This window comes from Rheinheimera lutimaris (assembly GCF_013283795.1).
Classification (GTDB): Bacteria; Pseudomonadota; Gammaproteobacteria; order Enterobacterales; family Alteromonadaceae; genus Alishewanella; species Alishewanella lutimaris.
The window spans coordinates 72,261-87,774 of sequence record NZ_JABSOD010000012.1; the positions used below are offsets into that span (position 1 = coordinate 72,261).

The following is a 15,514-nucleotide window of genomic DNA, read 5'->3' on the forward strand; positions in this document are numbered from 1 at the left end:
ACAGTAAATGAAGACAGGGATTAGCCCGACCTTGCTGGCGGGCGCGTTATTATGCAGCTTTACCGCTTTAGCCACAGATACCGACGTATGTCGCCAGGCACGGGCACAACAACGTGATTGTGTTGCGCTGGTGCTGGGCGGTGGTGGCGCGCGTGGCGGAGCGCATTTGGGCGTAATTGAACAGTTGGAGCGCCAGCAAATTCCTGTCGATCTGGTGGTAGGTACCAGTATCGGCGCTTTTATCGGCGGCTTGTATGCCAGCGGCCACAGCGCAGAGCAAATTGCACAGCGGCTTGAGCGCACGCCGTGGGCGAGTGGCTTTCGTGACCGCGTATATCGCGATGAAATGCCGCTGCGACGCAAGCAAATCAGTGATGATTTTCCGCTGCATACCGATCTTGGTGTTTCAGACAATGGTGTAAAGCTGCCCAAGGGTATTTTAAACGGCCAGGCGTTGGCTGAGATTTTACACGGCACCTTTGGTATCTATGCCGATCTGAAACATTTTGATGACTTACCGGTACCGTTTCGTGCGGTAGCAACTGATTTACTGACACAGCAGGAAGTGGTGCTCAGCAATGGCAGCCTGGTACAGGCTGTGCAGGCGTCGATGACCATCCCCGGGGTAGTGCGGCCGCTGGAAGTTGATGGCAAGTTATTGGTTGACGGTGGCGTAGTCAATAACCTGCCGATAAGCGTAGCCCGCCAACTTGGGGTCGACCGTATCATTGCGGTCAGTATCGACTCCCCACTGTTGCGGCGTGAACAATTGGAATCGGCGTTCAGTGTTACTGAGCAACTTACCGGCTTTTTGGTGCGTGCCGGACTGCAGCAGCAGTTACAATTACTGAGCGACAGAGACCTGTTGTTACAGCCGGATTTGGTGGATATCGGCACGCTGGATTTTGATCGCATTGACGTTGCGGTGGCGTCGGGCCGGCAAAGTGCTATTCGTTTTGTGCAGGCACTGGCCGATTTCAGTCAGCCGCATAAAGTGTACAGCGCCTGGTTTGCCAGGTTTGAGCAGACCGCCACACCGGCAATCGCCATTGACCGGCTGCAACTGCAAAATAATTCGCGGTTGGCAGATCAGCTGCTGTTTGACCGGCTGGAGTTAAAACCCGGTGATTTATACACCGAGCGCAGTATTCGCCGTGGCTTGCGTCAATTATATGGCCTGGACACCTTTGAACGGGTCAGCCAGCAATTGAGCGTAACAGAAGACGGCAGTACTTTGCTGAGCGTCAAAGCGGAAGAAAAAAGCTGGGGGCCGGGTTATTTGAATTTCCGGCTGATGTTTGAAGATGATTTTCGCAACAACCACCAGTACCAACTGGCGGCAGCTTACACCCGCACCAACCTGTCGCCCTGGGGCGCTGAATGGCATTCTGAATTAGCGCTGGGCAGCAATAAATATCTATCGACAGAGCTGTATTGGCCACTGGCGAACAGCGGCCTGTATACCAGTGGCAGTTTTGTGCACCGGCGCGATATACAAGGTTTACAGGATGAATTACAGCTGTCGGCCGGCGAGTTGAAAAATATCGAACATGCTTTTCAGCTCAGTGGCGGCTGGAATATTTCTGATCATGCGCGGTTACAGTTTGGTTGGCTGTGGCGTGACGGTGAATATCAGCTACCGGCGGTGTATGCCGCACAGCTGATGACAGCAAAAATAGATTACCGCCGCAGCGGGCCACAGGCAGAACTGATTTGGGATACCTTAAACAGCCGCAGCTTCCCCACCCGCGGTATCCGTTTAGCCAGCAGTTACCGCTTTTTAACCGATAAGGTGCCGGGCACACGGCTGAACAGTACCGCCAGCAGCACTGAGTTACTGGCTGCTAAAAGCTGGCAGCAACATACCCTGCGCACGCGCTGGCGCTTTGATCATTACAACCCGGAAGATGACAGCGGCTTTGCGCTGGAGCAATTCAGTCTTGGCGGTTTTCTAAACTTATCCGGTTATCCGGCAGAGTCGCTGTTTGGCAGCCAAATCCAGTTTGGCAGCCTGGTGTATTTGTACCGGCTAAACGAGCAGAGCATTTCGTTTATTAATGCGCCGCTGTATTTTGGCACTTCGCTGGAACGCGGCCGTGTACGTAAAGATGTGTTTGGTGCTTCCGGCGGCGCCGACGCCACCGACTGGCTGTGGGCCGGCAGTGTGTTTCTGGGCTGGGATACACCACTGGGGCCGCTGTATTTCGGCGTTGGTATGGCCGAACAGGGGCCCACAGAGTATTCCGATGCGGTGTATCTGTCGTTTGGTAAAAGTTACTAAGCTGCGTGGTTACATATTTGCTCACACTTTGCCGTTGGCGTTAGCGCTTTTACCAATGATAAACTGCAAAATTAAGATAACAGCAGGTTAATAAGCAGGAAGCAATAATGCAGTTAATTGTTACCGCAATAAGTAAAGCTTACGCCAGCGTGCAGGCAGTTAAGCAGGTCAGTTTTCAAATCAACAGTGGCGAAATTTTTGCCTTGCTGGGGCCGAACGGCGCCGGTAAATCGTCCATCATCCGTATGCTGGTGGGCATGACACAGCCCGACAGCGGCAGCATTATGATCAGTTATCAGGATCAGCATTTTGACCATGTACCGCGGCGCTTTCTCGGCTATCTGCCGGAAGACCGCGGCCTGTATCCGGATAAAAGTATCGAGAAAAACCTGCTGTATCTGGCACAGCTGCATGGTTTAACGAAAAGCAAAGCGCTGACAGAAATGGACTACTGGCTGGACGTTTTTGAGCTGACAGAGCGGCGGCACGAAGACTTAAAGCAACTGTCCAAAGGCAACCAGCAAAAAGTACAGTTAATTGCTGCGGTATTGCACCAGCCGGCATTGGTTATTCTGGATGAGCCGTTTTCCGGCCTCGATCCGATTAATCAGGAAAAAGTGGTGGTATTTTTAAAGCAACTGAAAGCCAAAGGTATGACGGTTATTTTAAGCGCTCACCAGATGGCGATGGTCGAAAAGCTGGCCGACCATATGTTGCTGATGGCACAAGGCAGAGTAGTGTTGGCCGGTACCCTGCAGCATATTCAACAACAAAGCCAACAGCAGCAACGGATGAAAATAGCCACTGCAAGCGCGGTAACCGCTGAGCAGCTGCAACAGCTGCATGGGGTACTGAGTGTCGAACCGCTGCAGGCGCAACATTTCTTACTTACCCTCGCCGGTGACGTCAGTGTGTCGGATTGCCTGAAACAATTGCTGCAACACGCAGAACTGACGCTGATTGAAATGCAAACGCCGGACTTACACCAGCTGTATCTGGCTGCTATGGCGAAGCACAAACCGGAGGTGGCGGCATGATATCGCGACAGAGTTTAATTGTAGCTAAATGGGAATTTCTGCGTTTTTTTAAGTGGAAGCAACAGCTGGTGTCGTATTTGCTGATGCTGGGCGTAATGGCCGCTGTGGCATTATGGAGCTTTTTTACCGACGAAAGCCGGCAACAATATCGTATTGCTGTGCCGGCACAACTGCAGATTGTTAATACAGAGCAATTTCAGTTTCAGCGCCCCGGCATTGGCTTTGAGGCTCAATTGGCGCAAATGCGCAGTGACAGCTCCTGGCATGCGGTGATCAGTGAAGAGCAGGGCGAACTGGTAGTACATACCCTTACCGGCAAAAAGTGGCTGGCACAGTTAGAGGCGGTATTGCAGCAACATTACCGCCAGCTGTCGGCAGAGAAAATGGGCCTCAGTGCCACTCAGTTAAGCCAGCTGGAACAACCTGTCAGCATCAGTACACGTTATCTGGATCAGAGTTACAAAGGCAAAGATACGCCGGAGAAAATGATTGCGCTGGGTGCGCTTATTTTGTTGTTTGTCGGTTTAAGTACAGCCTTTGGTCAGGTGCTGGTAAGTATTACCGGCGAGAAACAACAACGGGTTACCGAGCAGCTGTACGCCATAGTAACCCCGCAGCAATGGATGGACGGTAAGGTGTTGGGGCATAGCTTCAGCGCACTTAAAGCCATGATCACCTCAGGTTTGGTGATGCTGCTGGCTTTTGCGGTGGTCAGCTTATTTGCTGAAAAAGCCATTGATTTAAGTTGGCTTAACATCGGCGTAGTGCTGTGGCTGGTGCCGTTTGCGCTGCTGGGCGTGGTATTGTGTGCCAGCTTTATGGGTGCGATAGCCGCCTCAATAGACGATCCGAACAACAGCGGCAAAAGTGCGGTAATGATGATTACCTGGTTGCCTATGGTGTTTACCTTTATGGTGATCGACAGCCCTGCCGGTTGGGGCATGACATTGCTCAGCTTTGTGCCGTTAACATCCTTTGCCGCCATGCCGGTAAAAATGGCGATGGTAACGGTGCCGTGGTGGCAACCGTTGCTGTCATTACTGCTGCTGTTGGCGACAGTATATTGGATGCGCCGTGTTGCCGGCCGCGTTTTTCTGCGTGGTATGCAAATGTACGGTAAAGAGCCGTCCTGGGGCGACATAGTGCGCTGGGCTCTGAGCAACAAAACCGAATAATCAATCGCGGGTCAGGGCGCGCTCAACGTCAATACCGATGCTGAGTGCGCCTATATGTTGCCCGCTGTTATCGCTGAGCGGCAGGCTTAGTTTTACCTGAAAGCGCTGGCTTGACTGGTCATATTCTACTACGTCAATAAAATAGTCATGTTGTTGGTTAAAGATACCGAGAAACGGTGTTTCATCGCCTTGCCAATAGTCGGTGGTTATATCGCTGACAGCGACATTGGCACCACGGTTATCCATCAATATTACTTCGGTGATAAGCGGCTGGTTGTTGGCTTGCCAGTTACGCAGGCGTTCGGCAGCGGCAGAGTGCAGTACGGCGTTGCTCAGGTCGTTAGGCAGCTGTTGTTGCCACAGCGTATCGCGCTGCAGAATATCAGCCAGTGGCAGTTGTAGCCGGTTTTGTTGTTGTACCGCGTTGATCAGCAGGCGGTCGCGGGCCAGCTCACTGCCGGCGTCCAGCAGCTGCGCCACAATCAGTTGTTGCTCTGTTTCTGCCAGCGCAAAAGGGGCAGAGGCACATAAATGCACGCCGGCGTTAAATTGCGGCATAAAGTCCGGTTGCTGCTCCAAGCGTGCTGCAGAGAAGTACACCCCCAGCGGCACATATTGTAAAAACGCCTGACGGTAGTGCTCCGGCTGTAGCTTTAAGCGCTGTATGGCATGGTTAAAATCGTCCAGGTCAGCCAATATAACGTCAATACGGCCTATTGCCAGCAGTTGCACTAACTGGGCAATATCACCGACCTCCAGCTCTAATTTGTAATTTTTTGCGTTAAACCAATCAGCCTGATGGCTGCCGAGGATAGCACCGTAACGTATTTTGGTTTGGCTGCGGGGGCCGGCGTGGCGCTGATGCCAAAACCAATACCAGTTTTCCAGAAACAGCGGTGCCGACAATTGGGCATAATTCTGCATATCATCAGTTGGCATCGCAGTAAAATAGCCGTCAATGCGGCCCATTTTTACTTCTTGCTTCGCGCGGCGCCATGGCATCGACAGCAGCTGATAAGCTTGTTGCTTCTGCTGCATAATGCATTGTATTTGTTGGTGGCTGGTACTGTTTGTCGTGGCGGGAATGCTGGTACCAAGCAGCAGCGGTTCCCGGGCGGATGTTTGTAATCCGGATGTTTGCAAAAACGTTAAGGCACTACTGAGTATCAGTATCGTAAGCATAAAGGGCTGCACCGGATAAAACACCGCTAAAGTATAGCAGCATGGAATATAACTTTGGCTAAAGCTTGAACTTAGCCATGTCAGCCCAGACTAATAGCACAGTATCTGAATTGAGGTAGTTATGTTTTCATCATTTAAACAGCAAAGTAGTCAGTGGCAACAACATTTTGCCAGACGGCAAAATGCCGGGCCGCTGCAGCGCCTGCTGGCATGGTTAATTCTGGGGCTGATGCTGCTGGCCGGTGCGGCTATTTTGGTGTTTATGCTGCTGCTAAGCTGGATTTTAATTCCCATCCTGCTGTTTCGTCACCGCGCCAAAGTTAAAGCCTGGCAACAACGCCAGCAAGCCGGTGCCAGTAGCCAACCCGGCACAGAGCAGCCGCGCAGTGTGATTGAAGGCGAAGTGTTGCATAAGCGCGAAGATTAACCTGATGCAAACTGTCAAGTCTGACGAACCGGTTTGCCCACACCAACACGCCGTAAATATGTCCCTATAGGCTCGATTCAGGCATCCATGCCTTCAACGGTTGGTTTAGGGCAAGCCGGCTCGTCGTCGGGTAGCAATGTTATGTTGGTTAGTAATGCTATCCACACACCGCCAGTTTGGCCTGAATATAGTCACTGTGGCGGATAAACAGTAAATCAGCAATTTTGCGCAGCATGGCCTCTTCGTTCGGGTCCAGTACGCCATCGGCATAGGCTTGTTGCCATAAACTGTCCAGCAGCGTCAATCTGGCGTCGTAACTCAGCTGCTTTAACTGAGCGGTAAACTCATGCAGTGATATAGCCTCTGTTGCCTGCTTTTCCGCCAGCGCTACTACCGCTTTGGCGTCAGCATCTGTTAACGCAAATTCCCTTTTTACATACTGCTGTGCCAGCGCTAATTCCGCATCACTGCCGGCAAAATCGGCATGTGCCACCATCAGCATCAGTGATACGCAAGCCAGCTCGGCGTCGTTCAGGCCATAACGGTTTTGCCCGGCTGCTGCGGGGGCCAAGCCGTCGTTTACTTTATCCAATAGCGTTTTAAATAACTGAAACATTGCAGATCCTTTATTGATTACCGCCGTTAGAGGCTGTTGCCGGCACAAAGTTCTGTGGCACAGCGCGGCCAAGGCCTCAGCGCTTGAAAAACGCCCGCCGGCACCGCATTAAGTTCAAATCATACTGTTGGCAGCATACTGCGCTTAACGCCTGAGGTGAAGCTTGGCTATCTTTATTACCCTGTTACTGGGCGCAGCGATCATCGCGCTGGTGTTGTTTATGCCAATCCGGCAACGTTATAAGCGCCGGCAGATCATGGCAAAAGCCTTCCCGGCAGCATGGCGCGACATATTAAAGCGCCGGTTGCCATATTTTCGAGTATTACCGGCCGATTTGCAGCTGCAGCTGAAAAAGCATATTCAGGTGTTTGTCGCCGAAAAGCAGTTTATTGGCTGCGATGGTTTAGCGGTAACCGATGAAATGCGCGTGACCATAGCCGCTCAGGCGTGTCTGTTACTGCTGAACCGGCCTGATTATTACTACCCGAAACTACAGCAAATTCTGCTGTATCCGGCCGCGTTTATTGTCAGCGGCAGCCAGGCCGATGCAGCCGGTGTGATGCACGAGCAGCGCCGGGTGCTGTCGGGTGAGTCGTGGGGCCTTGGTAAGGTTATTTTAAGCTGGGCCGATACGCTGGACGGCGCGGCTAACCCTGCTGATGGCCGCAATGTGGTGATCCATGAGTTTGCGCATCAGTTGGATCAGGAAAAAGGCATTGCCAACGGCGCACCGTTGCTGGAACGCAGCAGCGACTATCAACAGTGGTCCGGCATAATGGCAGAGGAATTCCGCCGTTTGCAGCTGCAGGCGCAAAGTGGCCAAAGCAGTTTGTTTGATCACTACGGCGCCACTAACCCGGCCGAGTTTTTTGCTGTTGTCAGCGAAGTGTTTTTTGAGCAACCACAGCCACTCGCCAATTTGCACCCGCAACTGTATCAGCAGCTCAGCCGTTTTTACCGGCTGAACCCGCTAAGCTGGTAACAACGCAGAAAAAAGTGATCTGAAGCCGGCTTTGCGCCATACTCTGTAGCTTAACAAGAACAGTTCTTATTTAGTTAGGGAAAGGTTATGCGTTGGCGGATAGCAACAGCGTTAGCATGCAGTATGGTCGCCATGGTGTTGCAGGCACAGGAAGCCGCACCGGTAAGAGTCAGCCTGCCGGAAGAGAAAGGCCTGTCGCAACAACTGCGGCTAAGCGGCAGTTTAACTGCGCAGCAGGACGCCGGCTTATCCAGCCGCACCGCCGGCTTAGTGTCAGCGCTGCTGGTTGATGCCGGCAGCACGGTAAGCAAAGGCCAACCGCTACTGCAACTTGACACGGCGCTGGCGCAGCACGAGTTAGCCCAGCGTAAGGCGGCCCTGAGCGCGGCTCAGGTGCTGCAAAATGAACAACAGCGGCTGGTGGGTGAAGCCGAACAACTTATTCAACAGCAACTATTTCCGCCAACGGAGCTGGCGCTGCGCCGTGCGGCACTGGCCCAAGCTGAAGCGGCAGTGCAACAGGCGCAGGCCGCCATGCAACAGCAGCAGGAAGTACTGCAGCGCCATACCCTTACCGCACCTTTTGCCGGCGTCATTGCCAGGCGCTATACCGATGTCGGCGAGTGGATCGCATTGGGTACCCCGGTATTGCAACTGGTTAGTTTAAGCCCGCTGCTGCTGGATGTGCAGGTGCCGCAGGAGTATTTTACCGCGCTGGCAACCCTGCGCCGTATAGAGGTGCAGTCTGACTTGCTGCCGGGGGCCAGGCTCAGCGCCAACTTACTGGCCACGGTACCGGTGGGTGACGCCGGGGCCCGCAGTTTTCTGGCCAGGCTGGCCATTGCCGACAGCGACATAACACTGCTGCCGGGCACCTCTGCCAGCGCAACCCTGTACTTTGAACGGGACGATGCCACGGCGCTGGTAGTACCGCCGGACGCACTGCTGCGCCACCCGGATGGTAATTTCAGCGTGTTTACCGTGCAGGATAATATCGCCAGGCGGCACAATGTTACGCCAGGCCGCAGTAATGAACAGGGCGTAGAAATTTTATCCGGCTTACCGAAACAGCAACCGGTAGTGGTGCGCGGCAATGAAATTTTGCGCGACGGCCAGCCGGTGCGGGTGCTGACGGACAACAGCGGCGCCGCGCGCGGCAATAAGGAGTAAGCCATGCTGGAAGCCGGCATTCGCCGCGGTACCATTCTTACCGTCACGGTACTGATTATTTGCGTGCTGGGCATAGTGGCGGCGCTGCGCATTCCGGTGCAGATGATCCCCGATTTGGAAGTGCGCACTATCAGCGTGGTAACCGGCTGGCCGGGCGCGACGCCGCAAGATGTGGAAAAAGAAATTCTGATAGAGCAGGAGCGCTACCTGCGCACCTTACCGAATTTAAAACGTATGGTGTCGCGCGCCGGTACCGGTTCGGCAGAAATAGAACTGGAATTTCCGTTTGGTGTCGATGTCACCGAAGCGCTGATCCGCGTTAGCAATGCCTTAAGCCAGGTGCCGGCTTATCCGGAAAATGTCGACCAGCCGCGGTTGTTCAGCAGCTCGTTCTCTAACAACGCTTTTATGTATTTTCGCCTGATGCCCTTGCCAGGCAACCCGCTGCAGCTGGATATGGATATGCTGCGCGATTACGCCGAAGACTATGTGCGACCGCGAATGGAGCGGGTACAGGGCGTGTCGGAAGTGGGTGTTAGCGGCGGCGCCGAGCGACAAATTCAAATCTTGATTGACCCGGCAAAATTAGCCCAGCGTGGCATCAGCCTTACCGATGTGCGCGATGCTATCCGCGCCCGTAACCGTGACAGTTCGGCCGGCGATATCGACAGCGGCAAACGGCGCTATTTACTCAGAATGGTTGGCCGCTTTGATCGCATCGACGAGCTGGAAAACCTGATCCTGACGCAGCAGGGCGATAACCAGGTGCGGCTGAAAGATGTCGCCACTTTGGTGCTGGACCATTTTGAAGTACGCGAGCTGGCGTTTGCCGATGGCGAGCGCACCCTGAGCTTGTCGGTGCGGCGTGAACCGGGCTCCAATGTCATCGACATTAAACAGCAGATGCTGCAGGTGGTGGCACAGGTCAATCAGGATATGTTGGCCGGCAATGGCCTGCAGCTGACCTTGATCAGTGACGATGTGCGCTACGTCGAGGACTCTATCGCCAATGTCTGGACCAATCTGGCGCTGGGGGCTGCGTTGGCCACCCTGGTGATGTATTTGTTTTTACGCTCCGGCCGCGCCACCCTGGTGGGGGTTATCGGCGTGCCGGTTTGTACCATAGCGGCGTTTTTGGGCTTGCTGGCATTTGGCCGTACCATTAACGTTATCTCGCTGGCCGGCATTGCCTTTGCCATCGGTATGACAGTAGACAACACCATAGTGGTGCTGGAAAGCATCGAGCAGGCGCGCCGTCGCGGCCTGGACCGCATAGAAGGCGCTATTGCCGGTGTACGTGATGTCTGGCCGGCGGTATTGGCGTCTACCTTAACCACGGTATTGGTGTTTATGCCGGTATTGTTTGTTGAGCAGGAAGCCGGCCAATTGTACTCCGATATTGCTATTGCCATCGCTGCCGCCATTATCGCGTCAATGCTGGTGGCGGTATTTGTAGTGCCGGCCGCCATAGCTAAACTGGGCTTTGGCTCCGGCGCCGTTATGCACAAGAACAGCCAAAATCCGGCGCCCGGCGGGATATTGCGCCTGGTGCAGGCTATTATCAGTAACAGCAGTACGCGGCGGGCAACCCTGGTTATTACTGTATTGGCTACCTTAGGCGCCGGCTGGTATCTGCTGCCACCGGCTGAATATTTACCCGAAGGCGAAGAGCCCAAGGCGTTTTCCTCGATGATAGCGCCGCCCGGTTACAACCTGTCGGAAATGGCCGGCATCGCTGAAGAAATCAAAGCCTATTTAACTGCACAGGTCGCTGCTGACCCGGCCTTGTTTGACCGTGGCGAAACGGCAATGCCATCGCTGAAGTATTATTCGCTCAGCGTGTCGGTGGGGCGTATCCGTGTGTTAAGTGAGCCCACGCGGCCACAGGACATTGGCGCTATGATGGACGCGATAACGCAGCTGTTTCGCGGTTATCCCGGCATGCGGGCGTTTTCGTCGCGCGGCTCTATTATCAGCAGCAATGATGGTGGTACCCGCGCGGTGGCACTGGATATTTCCGGGCCCGATTTAGCCAACCTGTATGCCACTGCTGACGCTGCCTATGTGGCAGCAGGCCAACTGTTTGATAATCCGCAGTTAAATTCGGCGCCGGCGTCGTTGTCGCTGGATCAGCCGTTGGTTGAGATCCGCCCGCGCTGGCAACGCCTGGCCGAGCTTAATTTCAGCGCGGCTGATTTTGGCTTTGCCGTATCGGCACTCAGCGACGGCGCCTTTGTCGATGAGTTTTTTATCGCCGACGACAAGGTAGATATTTTTCTGTTCAGCAACGCCGGTGCACAGCAAAGCCTGGCCGGACTGGCACAAACGCCGGTATTAACCCCCGGCGGGGCGGTGCTGCCGCTTAACAGTCTGGCAGAGCTGGTTGAAGTGGCCGACAGCGACACCCTGCGCCGCGTCGACGGCCGTCGTACCGTTACGCTGTATATTATTCCGCCGCGCTCGGTGGCACTGGAAACTGCCGTGGCCATAGTGCAGCAGCAACTGGTACCACAGTTGCAGCGCGATGGCGCAGTAGCCGGCGATGTTACGCTGGATATTACCGGAGCCTCGGATCAACTGGACGAAACCAAAGCCGCGCTGGGCGGTAACTTTGCTATCGCCATCGTATTAATTTACCTGTTGCTGGTGGCCATTTTCAGCCACTGGGGCTATCCGCTGTTTATTCTGGCCACGGTGCCGCTGGGGCTGGCCGGCGCTTTGGTTGGCCTGGCCACGGTAAACGGCATCAGCAGTGCATTGGGGCTGATTGGCCTGGGGGGCTTTCACCAGCCGTTTGATATGATCACCATGCTGGGCTTTTTAATTTTGCTCGGTACTGTGGTGAATAACCCGATATTAATTGTCGACCAAAGCCGGCGTAATCTGCACGGCGGCCAGTTGGCGGTAACCGACGCGGTAATGCAGGCGGTCTCTACCAGGTTACGGCCGGTTTTAATGTCGACCAGCACCACTATTTTCGGCCTGGCTCCGCTGGTGTTAATTCCGGGCGAGGGCACCGAGCTGTATCGCGGTGTCGGCATTATCGTGCTGTGTGGTTTGCTGTTTTCTACCCTTATCAGCCTGACCTTTTTGCCGGCGCTACTGGTAACGCTACTTAACCGTGTTCAGGGAAAAACACGTACTTAATTACCTGAGCGGCCACCAGCGCTACCATCAGCGGAATAATATAGCGGCTTAGTTTGGCCGTTTTTTGCTGGTCGCGGCTGCCGAATTTTTCTGCCAGGGTTACCAAAATAAACAGCGCAGCAAACAGCAGGGCTAAAATAATAATTAAGGTGGTCATAGGGTGCTCCGTCAGCAAGATTGGCGCAGCTTAACCCGGTTCAACTTTAGTTTCAAAAACGCCGTGCAGCCGCTTCGCGGCAAATTAGCCGCATGCTATGCTGCGCCCAATTCATAACAGCGTTAAGGAAATAGCAATGTTATTAGCAGTAGTGGCGTTAATTGCCGGTTTGGCACTGCTGGTGTGGAGTGCCGACCGTTTTGTCGATGGGGCAGCAGCAACGGCGCGTTATGCCGGTATGCCGCCGTTATTAATCGGGATGATCATTGTTGGTTTTGGTACCTCGGCCCCGGAAATGGTGGTGTCGGCCATGGCCGCAAGCGATGGTAACCCGGCGCTGGCGCTGGGTAATGCTTACGGCTCTAACATTACCAATATTGCGCTTATTCTGGGTTTGGTGGCACTGCTTAGCCCCATCGCCGTGCACTCGCAGGTACTGCGCAAAGAGCTGCCGATTTTAATGCTGGTGACCTTGTTCGCCGGTTGGTTGTTGTTTGACCATCAGCTCAACAGCTTCGATGCCTGGTGTTTACTGGGGCTGTTTTTTGCACTGATGGCCTGGTCAGTCTGGCAGGGTATGCGTAACCCGCAGGATGCGCTGGCCACTGAAATGACGGAAGACCTGGCCGGTCAGCCAAAAATGACGTTAAAACAAGCCATTATTTGGTTAGTGGTGGGGCTGGTGCTGTTAATCATCGCCTCGCGTATGTTGGTATACGGCGCCGTATTTATTGCGCAGGGCTTAGGCGTCAGTGATTTGGTCATCGGTTTAACCGTAGTGGCTATCGGCACCTCGCTGCCGGAGCTGGCTTCGTCGTTAATCGCCATTAAAAAGGGCGAGCATGATATCGCACTGGGTAACATTATCGGCTCTAACCTGTTTAATACGCTGGCGGTAGTAGGTATCGCTGCCATGATAGAGCCAATGGCAGTGGATGCAGTGGTATTAACCCGTGACTGGACCTTAATGGCGGTATTAACGGCGGCGGTGTTTGTGATGGGTTACGGCTATAAAAAGCAGGGCCGCATTAACCGTGCAGAAGGCGGCTTATTACTGGCGGTGTTTATCGGCTATACCGGTTATTTGATCAGCACCGTGATAGCGTAACGGCGGACGGATGTCTCAGCCACGGCCGGAGCTCGACAGCAACTACTACCTGCAGCACTTTGACGAGCTGCTGCAGTTTGTCAGGCAGCATTATCAGGCGGTGTTAAACGCCGATAGTGCGGCCTTTATCAGCGATTTTTATCGGCTTAGCCACAGCGCGCAGCAACTGCTGGTGCGCATGCTAAACCGCAAAGGCAACGTATTTGCCGATACTGAACTTAATTATGCAGAAATTGGCGCCACTGCGCCGCTGCTGGACGAATTAAGCCGGGCCGGCTTTATTACCGCCTTAACCACAGACGATTTAGCTGATTTTTGGCTGCGGCTAACCAAAGACACGCTGTGGCAATTACTGCAGCTGGCGCAAGCAGAGCTGCCAGACATCACCGGCGCAAAAAAAAGCCACACCAAACCGCAGCTGCTGGGCGCGGCGCTAAAGCTGCCGGTTAACTGGCTGGCACTTATTAGCAAGCTGCCGCAGCGCTATGTCGCGCTGCGCCGCCAGGATGCACTTAACTATATTTACTTCCTCTATTTTGGTCGTATCGAGGCCAATTTATCGCTGTTTACTTTGCGTGACTTAGGCATTCGGCAAACCGGCCAATTTAAGCAGCAATTTCGCCCGCGTTTTACCGAAGCGGCGCAGGCGCAACTGGCGTATCAGTTAGCTAAAGCCAAACCGGCGATTATTGAACTGGGCAAGCAGCTGAAAAAGCAGCCGGATAATACCGCAGCGTTGCTAACGCCATGGCTGGAGCAGGTCACTGGCTGGCCGCAAACAGAAGATAACGCCTTACTGCTTAAACGCAGCGAGCGCTGTTACAGCCTGGGTAAGCTGGCCGAACAATACAAGCTTAATGATTTGGCCATCGCCTTTTATCAGCACAGTAATGGCTTTCCGGCCAGTGAACGTTTAGCCAGGCTTTACGCCCAAACCGGCGACGAGCAACGGTGCCGGCAGTATTTACAGCAGCTGTTAGATGACCCGGGCTGTGACGAAGAATGGCTGTTTGCTGAATATTTTTACCGGCGCAAATTTGGAGAGTCCACCACTGGCCGCAAACGTTCGCAGCTTACGCAATTGCTGCACGACGCGCCGCAGGTGGGCATTGACGAGCTGTATTTAGGCAAGGCCGAGCAGGGCTTAATGGCGCATTATGCGGCGCAGGGGTATACGGTGTTTCACGCCGAGAATAACCTGTGGTTGGCGTTATTTGGCCTGTGGTTCTGGCATGAATTATTCGAGCACAATGACAGTGCGCTGCATAACCCGTTTGAGCGCCGGCCACGTAACCTGGCCAGCGGCGGCTTTTATCAGCAGTTTCAGGCAGAGATAGAGCACAAGTTAGAGCAACTGGCCGCGCCGGGTGCCAGCGCCACCTTACTGGCCGCGTTAACCGCGCATTACGGCAAAGCCAACAGCCTGTTTTACTGGCACAGCGATTTGGCACAGCAGTTACTGCCGCTATTGCAACATGCGCCCAAAGTGGACGGGAGAAGCAGCTTAGCGCCGATATTACGCGCCATGGCGCAGGATTTTAACCGCCATAGCAGCGGTTACCCGGATCTGCTGTTAATTAAAGATCAGCAACTGCAATTTATTGAAGTAAAGGCGCCGGGCGATAAAATACAGCGCCATCAGTTAGCGCGGCTGTTAGCGCTTAATAACGCCGGTTTTAGCGCGCGGATAGAAAAACTGCAATGGATAGTCGATCCGAATCGGTTATACGTGGTGCTGGACGTGGAAACCACCGGCGGCAAAGCGGGTACTGATCGCATTACTGAAATCGGCGCAGTTAAACTGCAGGCTGATGAAGTGCTGGATACCTTTAACACACTAATAAACCCTGAGCGGCATATTCCGTCCTTTATCAGCCGCTTAACCGGTATCAGCAACGCCATGGTAGCCGGCGCGCCCAAATTTGCTGATATAGCTACACAGCTAAGCGAGTTTTTACAAGGCGCGGTATTTGTTGCCCATAACGCCAAGTTCGATTACGGCTTTATCCGCAGTGAGTTTGCCCGCTGTGAAATCCTCTTTGATATGCCGCAGCTGTGCACGGTAGTGAATATGCGCCGCTATTATCCCAGCCTGGCATCTTACAGTCTGGGCAAGCTGTGCGCAGAGTTCGACATTAAACTTACCAACCACCACCGCGCACTGGCAGACGCCACCGCCACGGTGGAGTTATTAAAGCTGATTAATGCCAAACGGCAGATACTGTAAGCCGT

At 53.8% G+C, this 15,514-nt stretch carries 12 protein-coding genes; 9 read left to right on the plus strand and 3 right to left on the minus strand.

From position 1 onward, the window contains the following. Positions 1 to 7 precede the first annotated feature (7 nt). The 3 genes from HRH59_RS12795 to HRH59_RS12805 all read left to right on the plus strand — a co-directional run bounded on the left by HRH59_RS12795 (position 8) and on the right by HRH59_RS12805 (position 4,493). A complete protein-coding gene (locus HRH59_RS12795) occupies positions 8 to 2,281 on the plus strand; it encodes a patatin-like phospholipase family protein (RefSeq protein WP_173501663.1) in 2,274 nt (757 codons plus the stop codon). Between the two features lie 107 nt (positions 2,282 to 2,388). Then, positions 2,389 to 3,318 carry an ABC transporter ATP-binding protein gene (locus HRH59_RS12800; protein WP_173501664.1) on the plus strand — a complete coding sequence of 310 codons (930 nt, stop codon included), beginning with the start codon at positions 2,389 to 2,391 and terminating at the stop codon, positions 3,316 to 3,318. Then, positions 3,315 to 4,493, plus strand: a complete 1,179-nt coding sequence (locus HRH59_RS12805; protein WP_173501665.1) for an ABC transporter permease — start codon at positions 3,315 to 3,317, stop codon at positions 4,491 to 4,493. Before HRH59_RS12800 ends, HRH59_RS12805 begins: the two co-directional genes overlap by 4 nt. Here the strand turns inward: HRH59_RS12805 and HRH59_RS12810 are convergent, their stop codons facing one another. Then, positions 4,494 to 5,675, minus strand: coding sequence for a cellulose-binding protein (locus HRH59_RS12810; protein ID WP_173501666.1), 1,182 nt, complete (start codon positions 5,673 to 5,675; stop codon positions 4,494 to 4,496). Between the two features lie 121 nt (positions 5,676 to 5,796). Here HRH59_RS12810 and HRH59_RS12815 point away from each other — a divergent pair, with 121 nt between their 5' ends. Further along, the gene (locus HRH59_RS12815) at positions 5,797 to 6,102 is read left to right on the plus strand and encodes a hypothetical protein (RefSeq protein ID WP_173501667.1); all 306 of its coding nucleotides are present in this window, start codon (positions 5,797 to 5,799) and stop codon (positions 6,100 to 6,102) included. Positions 6,103 to 6,259: 157 nt separating this feature from the next. Here the strand turns inward: HRH59_RS12815 and HRH59_RS12820 are convergent, their stop codons facing one another. Continuing rightward, positions 6,260 to 6,718: a tellurite resistance TerB family protein gene (locus tag HRH59_RS12820; RefSeq protein WP_173501668.1), complete on the minus strand. Its 459-nt coding sequence runs from the start codon at positions 6,716 to 6,718 to the stop codon at positions 6,260 to 6,262. 163 nt (positions 6,719 to 6,881) lie between these two features. Between HRH59_RS12820 and HRH59_RS12825 the strand changes: the two genes are divergently transcribed. The 3 genes from HRH59_RS12825 (at position 6,882) to HRH59_RS12835 (ending at position 12,017) form a co-directional block, all read left to right on the plus strand. Continuing rightward, the gene (locus HRH59_RS12825) at positions 6,882 to 7,700 is read left to right on the plus strand and encodes a M90 family metallopeptidase (protein WP_218573515.1); all 819 of its coding nucleotides are present in this window, start codon (positions 6,882 to 6,884) and stop codon (positions 7,698 to 7,700) included. An 87-nt stretch (positions 7,701 to 7,787) separates the two neighbouring features. After that, positions 7,788 to 8,870, plus strand: coding sequence for an efflux RND transporter periplasmic adaptor subunit (locus HRH59_RS12830; RefSeq protein WP_173501669.1), 1,083 nt, complete (start codon positions 7,788 to 7,790; stop codon positions 8,868 to 8,870). Positions 8,871 to 8,873: 3 nt separating this feature from the next. Next, positions 8,874 to 12,017 (plus strand): efflux RND transporter permease subunit, encoded by a 3,144-nt coding sequence (locus HRH59_RS12835; RefSeq protein ID WP_173501670.1) that lies wholly within the window; start codon positions 8,874 to 8,876, stop codon positions 12,015 to 12,017. Here the strand turns inward: HRH59_RS12835 and HRH59_RS12840 are convergent. Continuing rightward, positions 11,986 to 12,174 (minus strand): hypothetical protein, encoded by a 189-nt coding sequence (locus HRH59_RS12840; RefSeq protein WP_173501671.1) that lies wholly within the window; start codon positions 12,172 to 12,174, stop codon positions 11,986 to 11,988. The genes HRH59_RS12835 and HRH59_RS12840 overlap by 32 nt on opposite strands. A 136-nt stretch (positions 12,175 to 12,310) precedes the next feature. Between HRH59_RS12840 and HRH59_RS12845 the strand changes: the two genes are divergently transcribed. Both HRH59_RS12845 and HRH59_RS12850 read left to right on the plus strand, forming a co-directional pair. Beyond that, complete coding sequence (locus HRH59_RS12845; RefSeq protein WP_173501672.1) at positions 12,311 to 13,282, plus strand: calcium/sodium antiporter; 972 nt, start codon at positions 12,311 to 12,313, stop codon at positions 13,280 to 13,282. Positions 13,283 to 13,292: 10 nt separating this feature from the next. Next, positions 13,293 to 15,509 carry an exonuclease domain-containing protein gene (locus HRH59_RS12850; protein ID WP_173501673.1) on the plus strand — a complete coding sequence of 739 codons (2,217 nt, stop codon included), beginning with the start codon at positions 13,293 to 13,295 and terminating at the stop codon, positions 15,507 to 15,509. Positions 15,510 to 15,514: the final 5 nt, after the last annotated feature.

Excerpts from the sequence above, each read along its gene's own strand:
- HRH59_RS12795 (WP_173501663.1), top strand. The coding sequence starts at position 8 with ATGAAGACAGGGATTAGCCCGACCTTGCTGGCGGGCGCGTTATTATGC.
- HRH59_RS12800 (WP_173501664.1), top strand. The coding sequence starts at position 2,389 with ATGCAGTTAATTGTTACCGCAATAAGTAAAGCTTACGCCAGCGTGCAG.
- HRH59_RS12805 (WP_173501665.1), top strand. The coding sequence starts at position 3,315 with ATGATATCGCGACAGAGTTTAATTGTAGCTAAATGGGAATTTCTGCGT.
- HRH59_RS12810 (WP_173501666.1), bottom strand. The coding sequence starts at position 5,675 with ATGCTTACGATACTGATACTCAGTAGTGCCTTAACGTTTTTGCAAACA.
- HRH59_RS12815 (WP_173501667.1), top strand. The coding sequence starts at position 5,797 with ATGTTTTCATCATTTAAACAGCAAAGTAGTCAGTGGCAACAACATTTT.
- HRH59_RS12820 (WP_173501668.1), bottom strand. The coding sequence starts at position 6,718 with ATGTTTCAGTTATTTAAAACGCTATTGGATAAAGTAAACGACGGCTTG.
- HRH59_RS12830 (WP_173501669.1), top strand. The coding sequence starts at position 7,788 with ATGCGTTGGCGGATAGCAACAGCGTTAGCATGCAGTATGGTCGCCATG.
- HRH59_RS12835 (WP_173501670.1), top strand. The coding sequence starts at position 8,874 with ATGCTGGAAGCCGGCATTCGCCGCGGTACCATTCTTACCGTCACGGTA.
- HRH59_RS12840 (WP_173501671.1), bottom strand. The coding sequence starts at position 12,174 with ATGACCACCTTAATTATTATTTTAGCCCTGCTGTTTGCTGCGCTGTTT.
- HRH59_RS12845 (WP_173501672.1), top strand. The coding sequence starts at position 12,311 with ATGTTATTAGCAGTAGTGGCGTTAATTGCCGGTTTGGCACTGCTGGTG.
- HRH59_RS12850 (WP_173501673.1), top strand. The coding sequence starts at position 13,293 with ATGTCTCAGCCACGGCCGGAGCTCGACAGCAACTACTACCTGCAGCAC.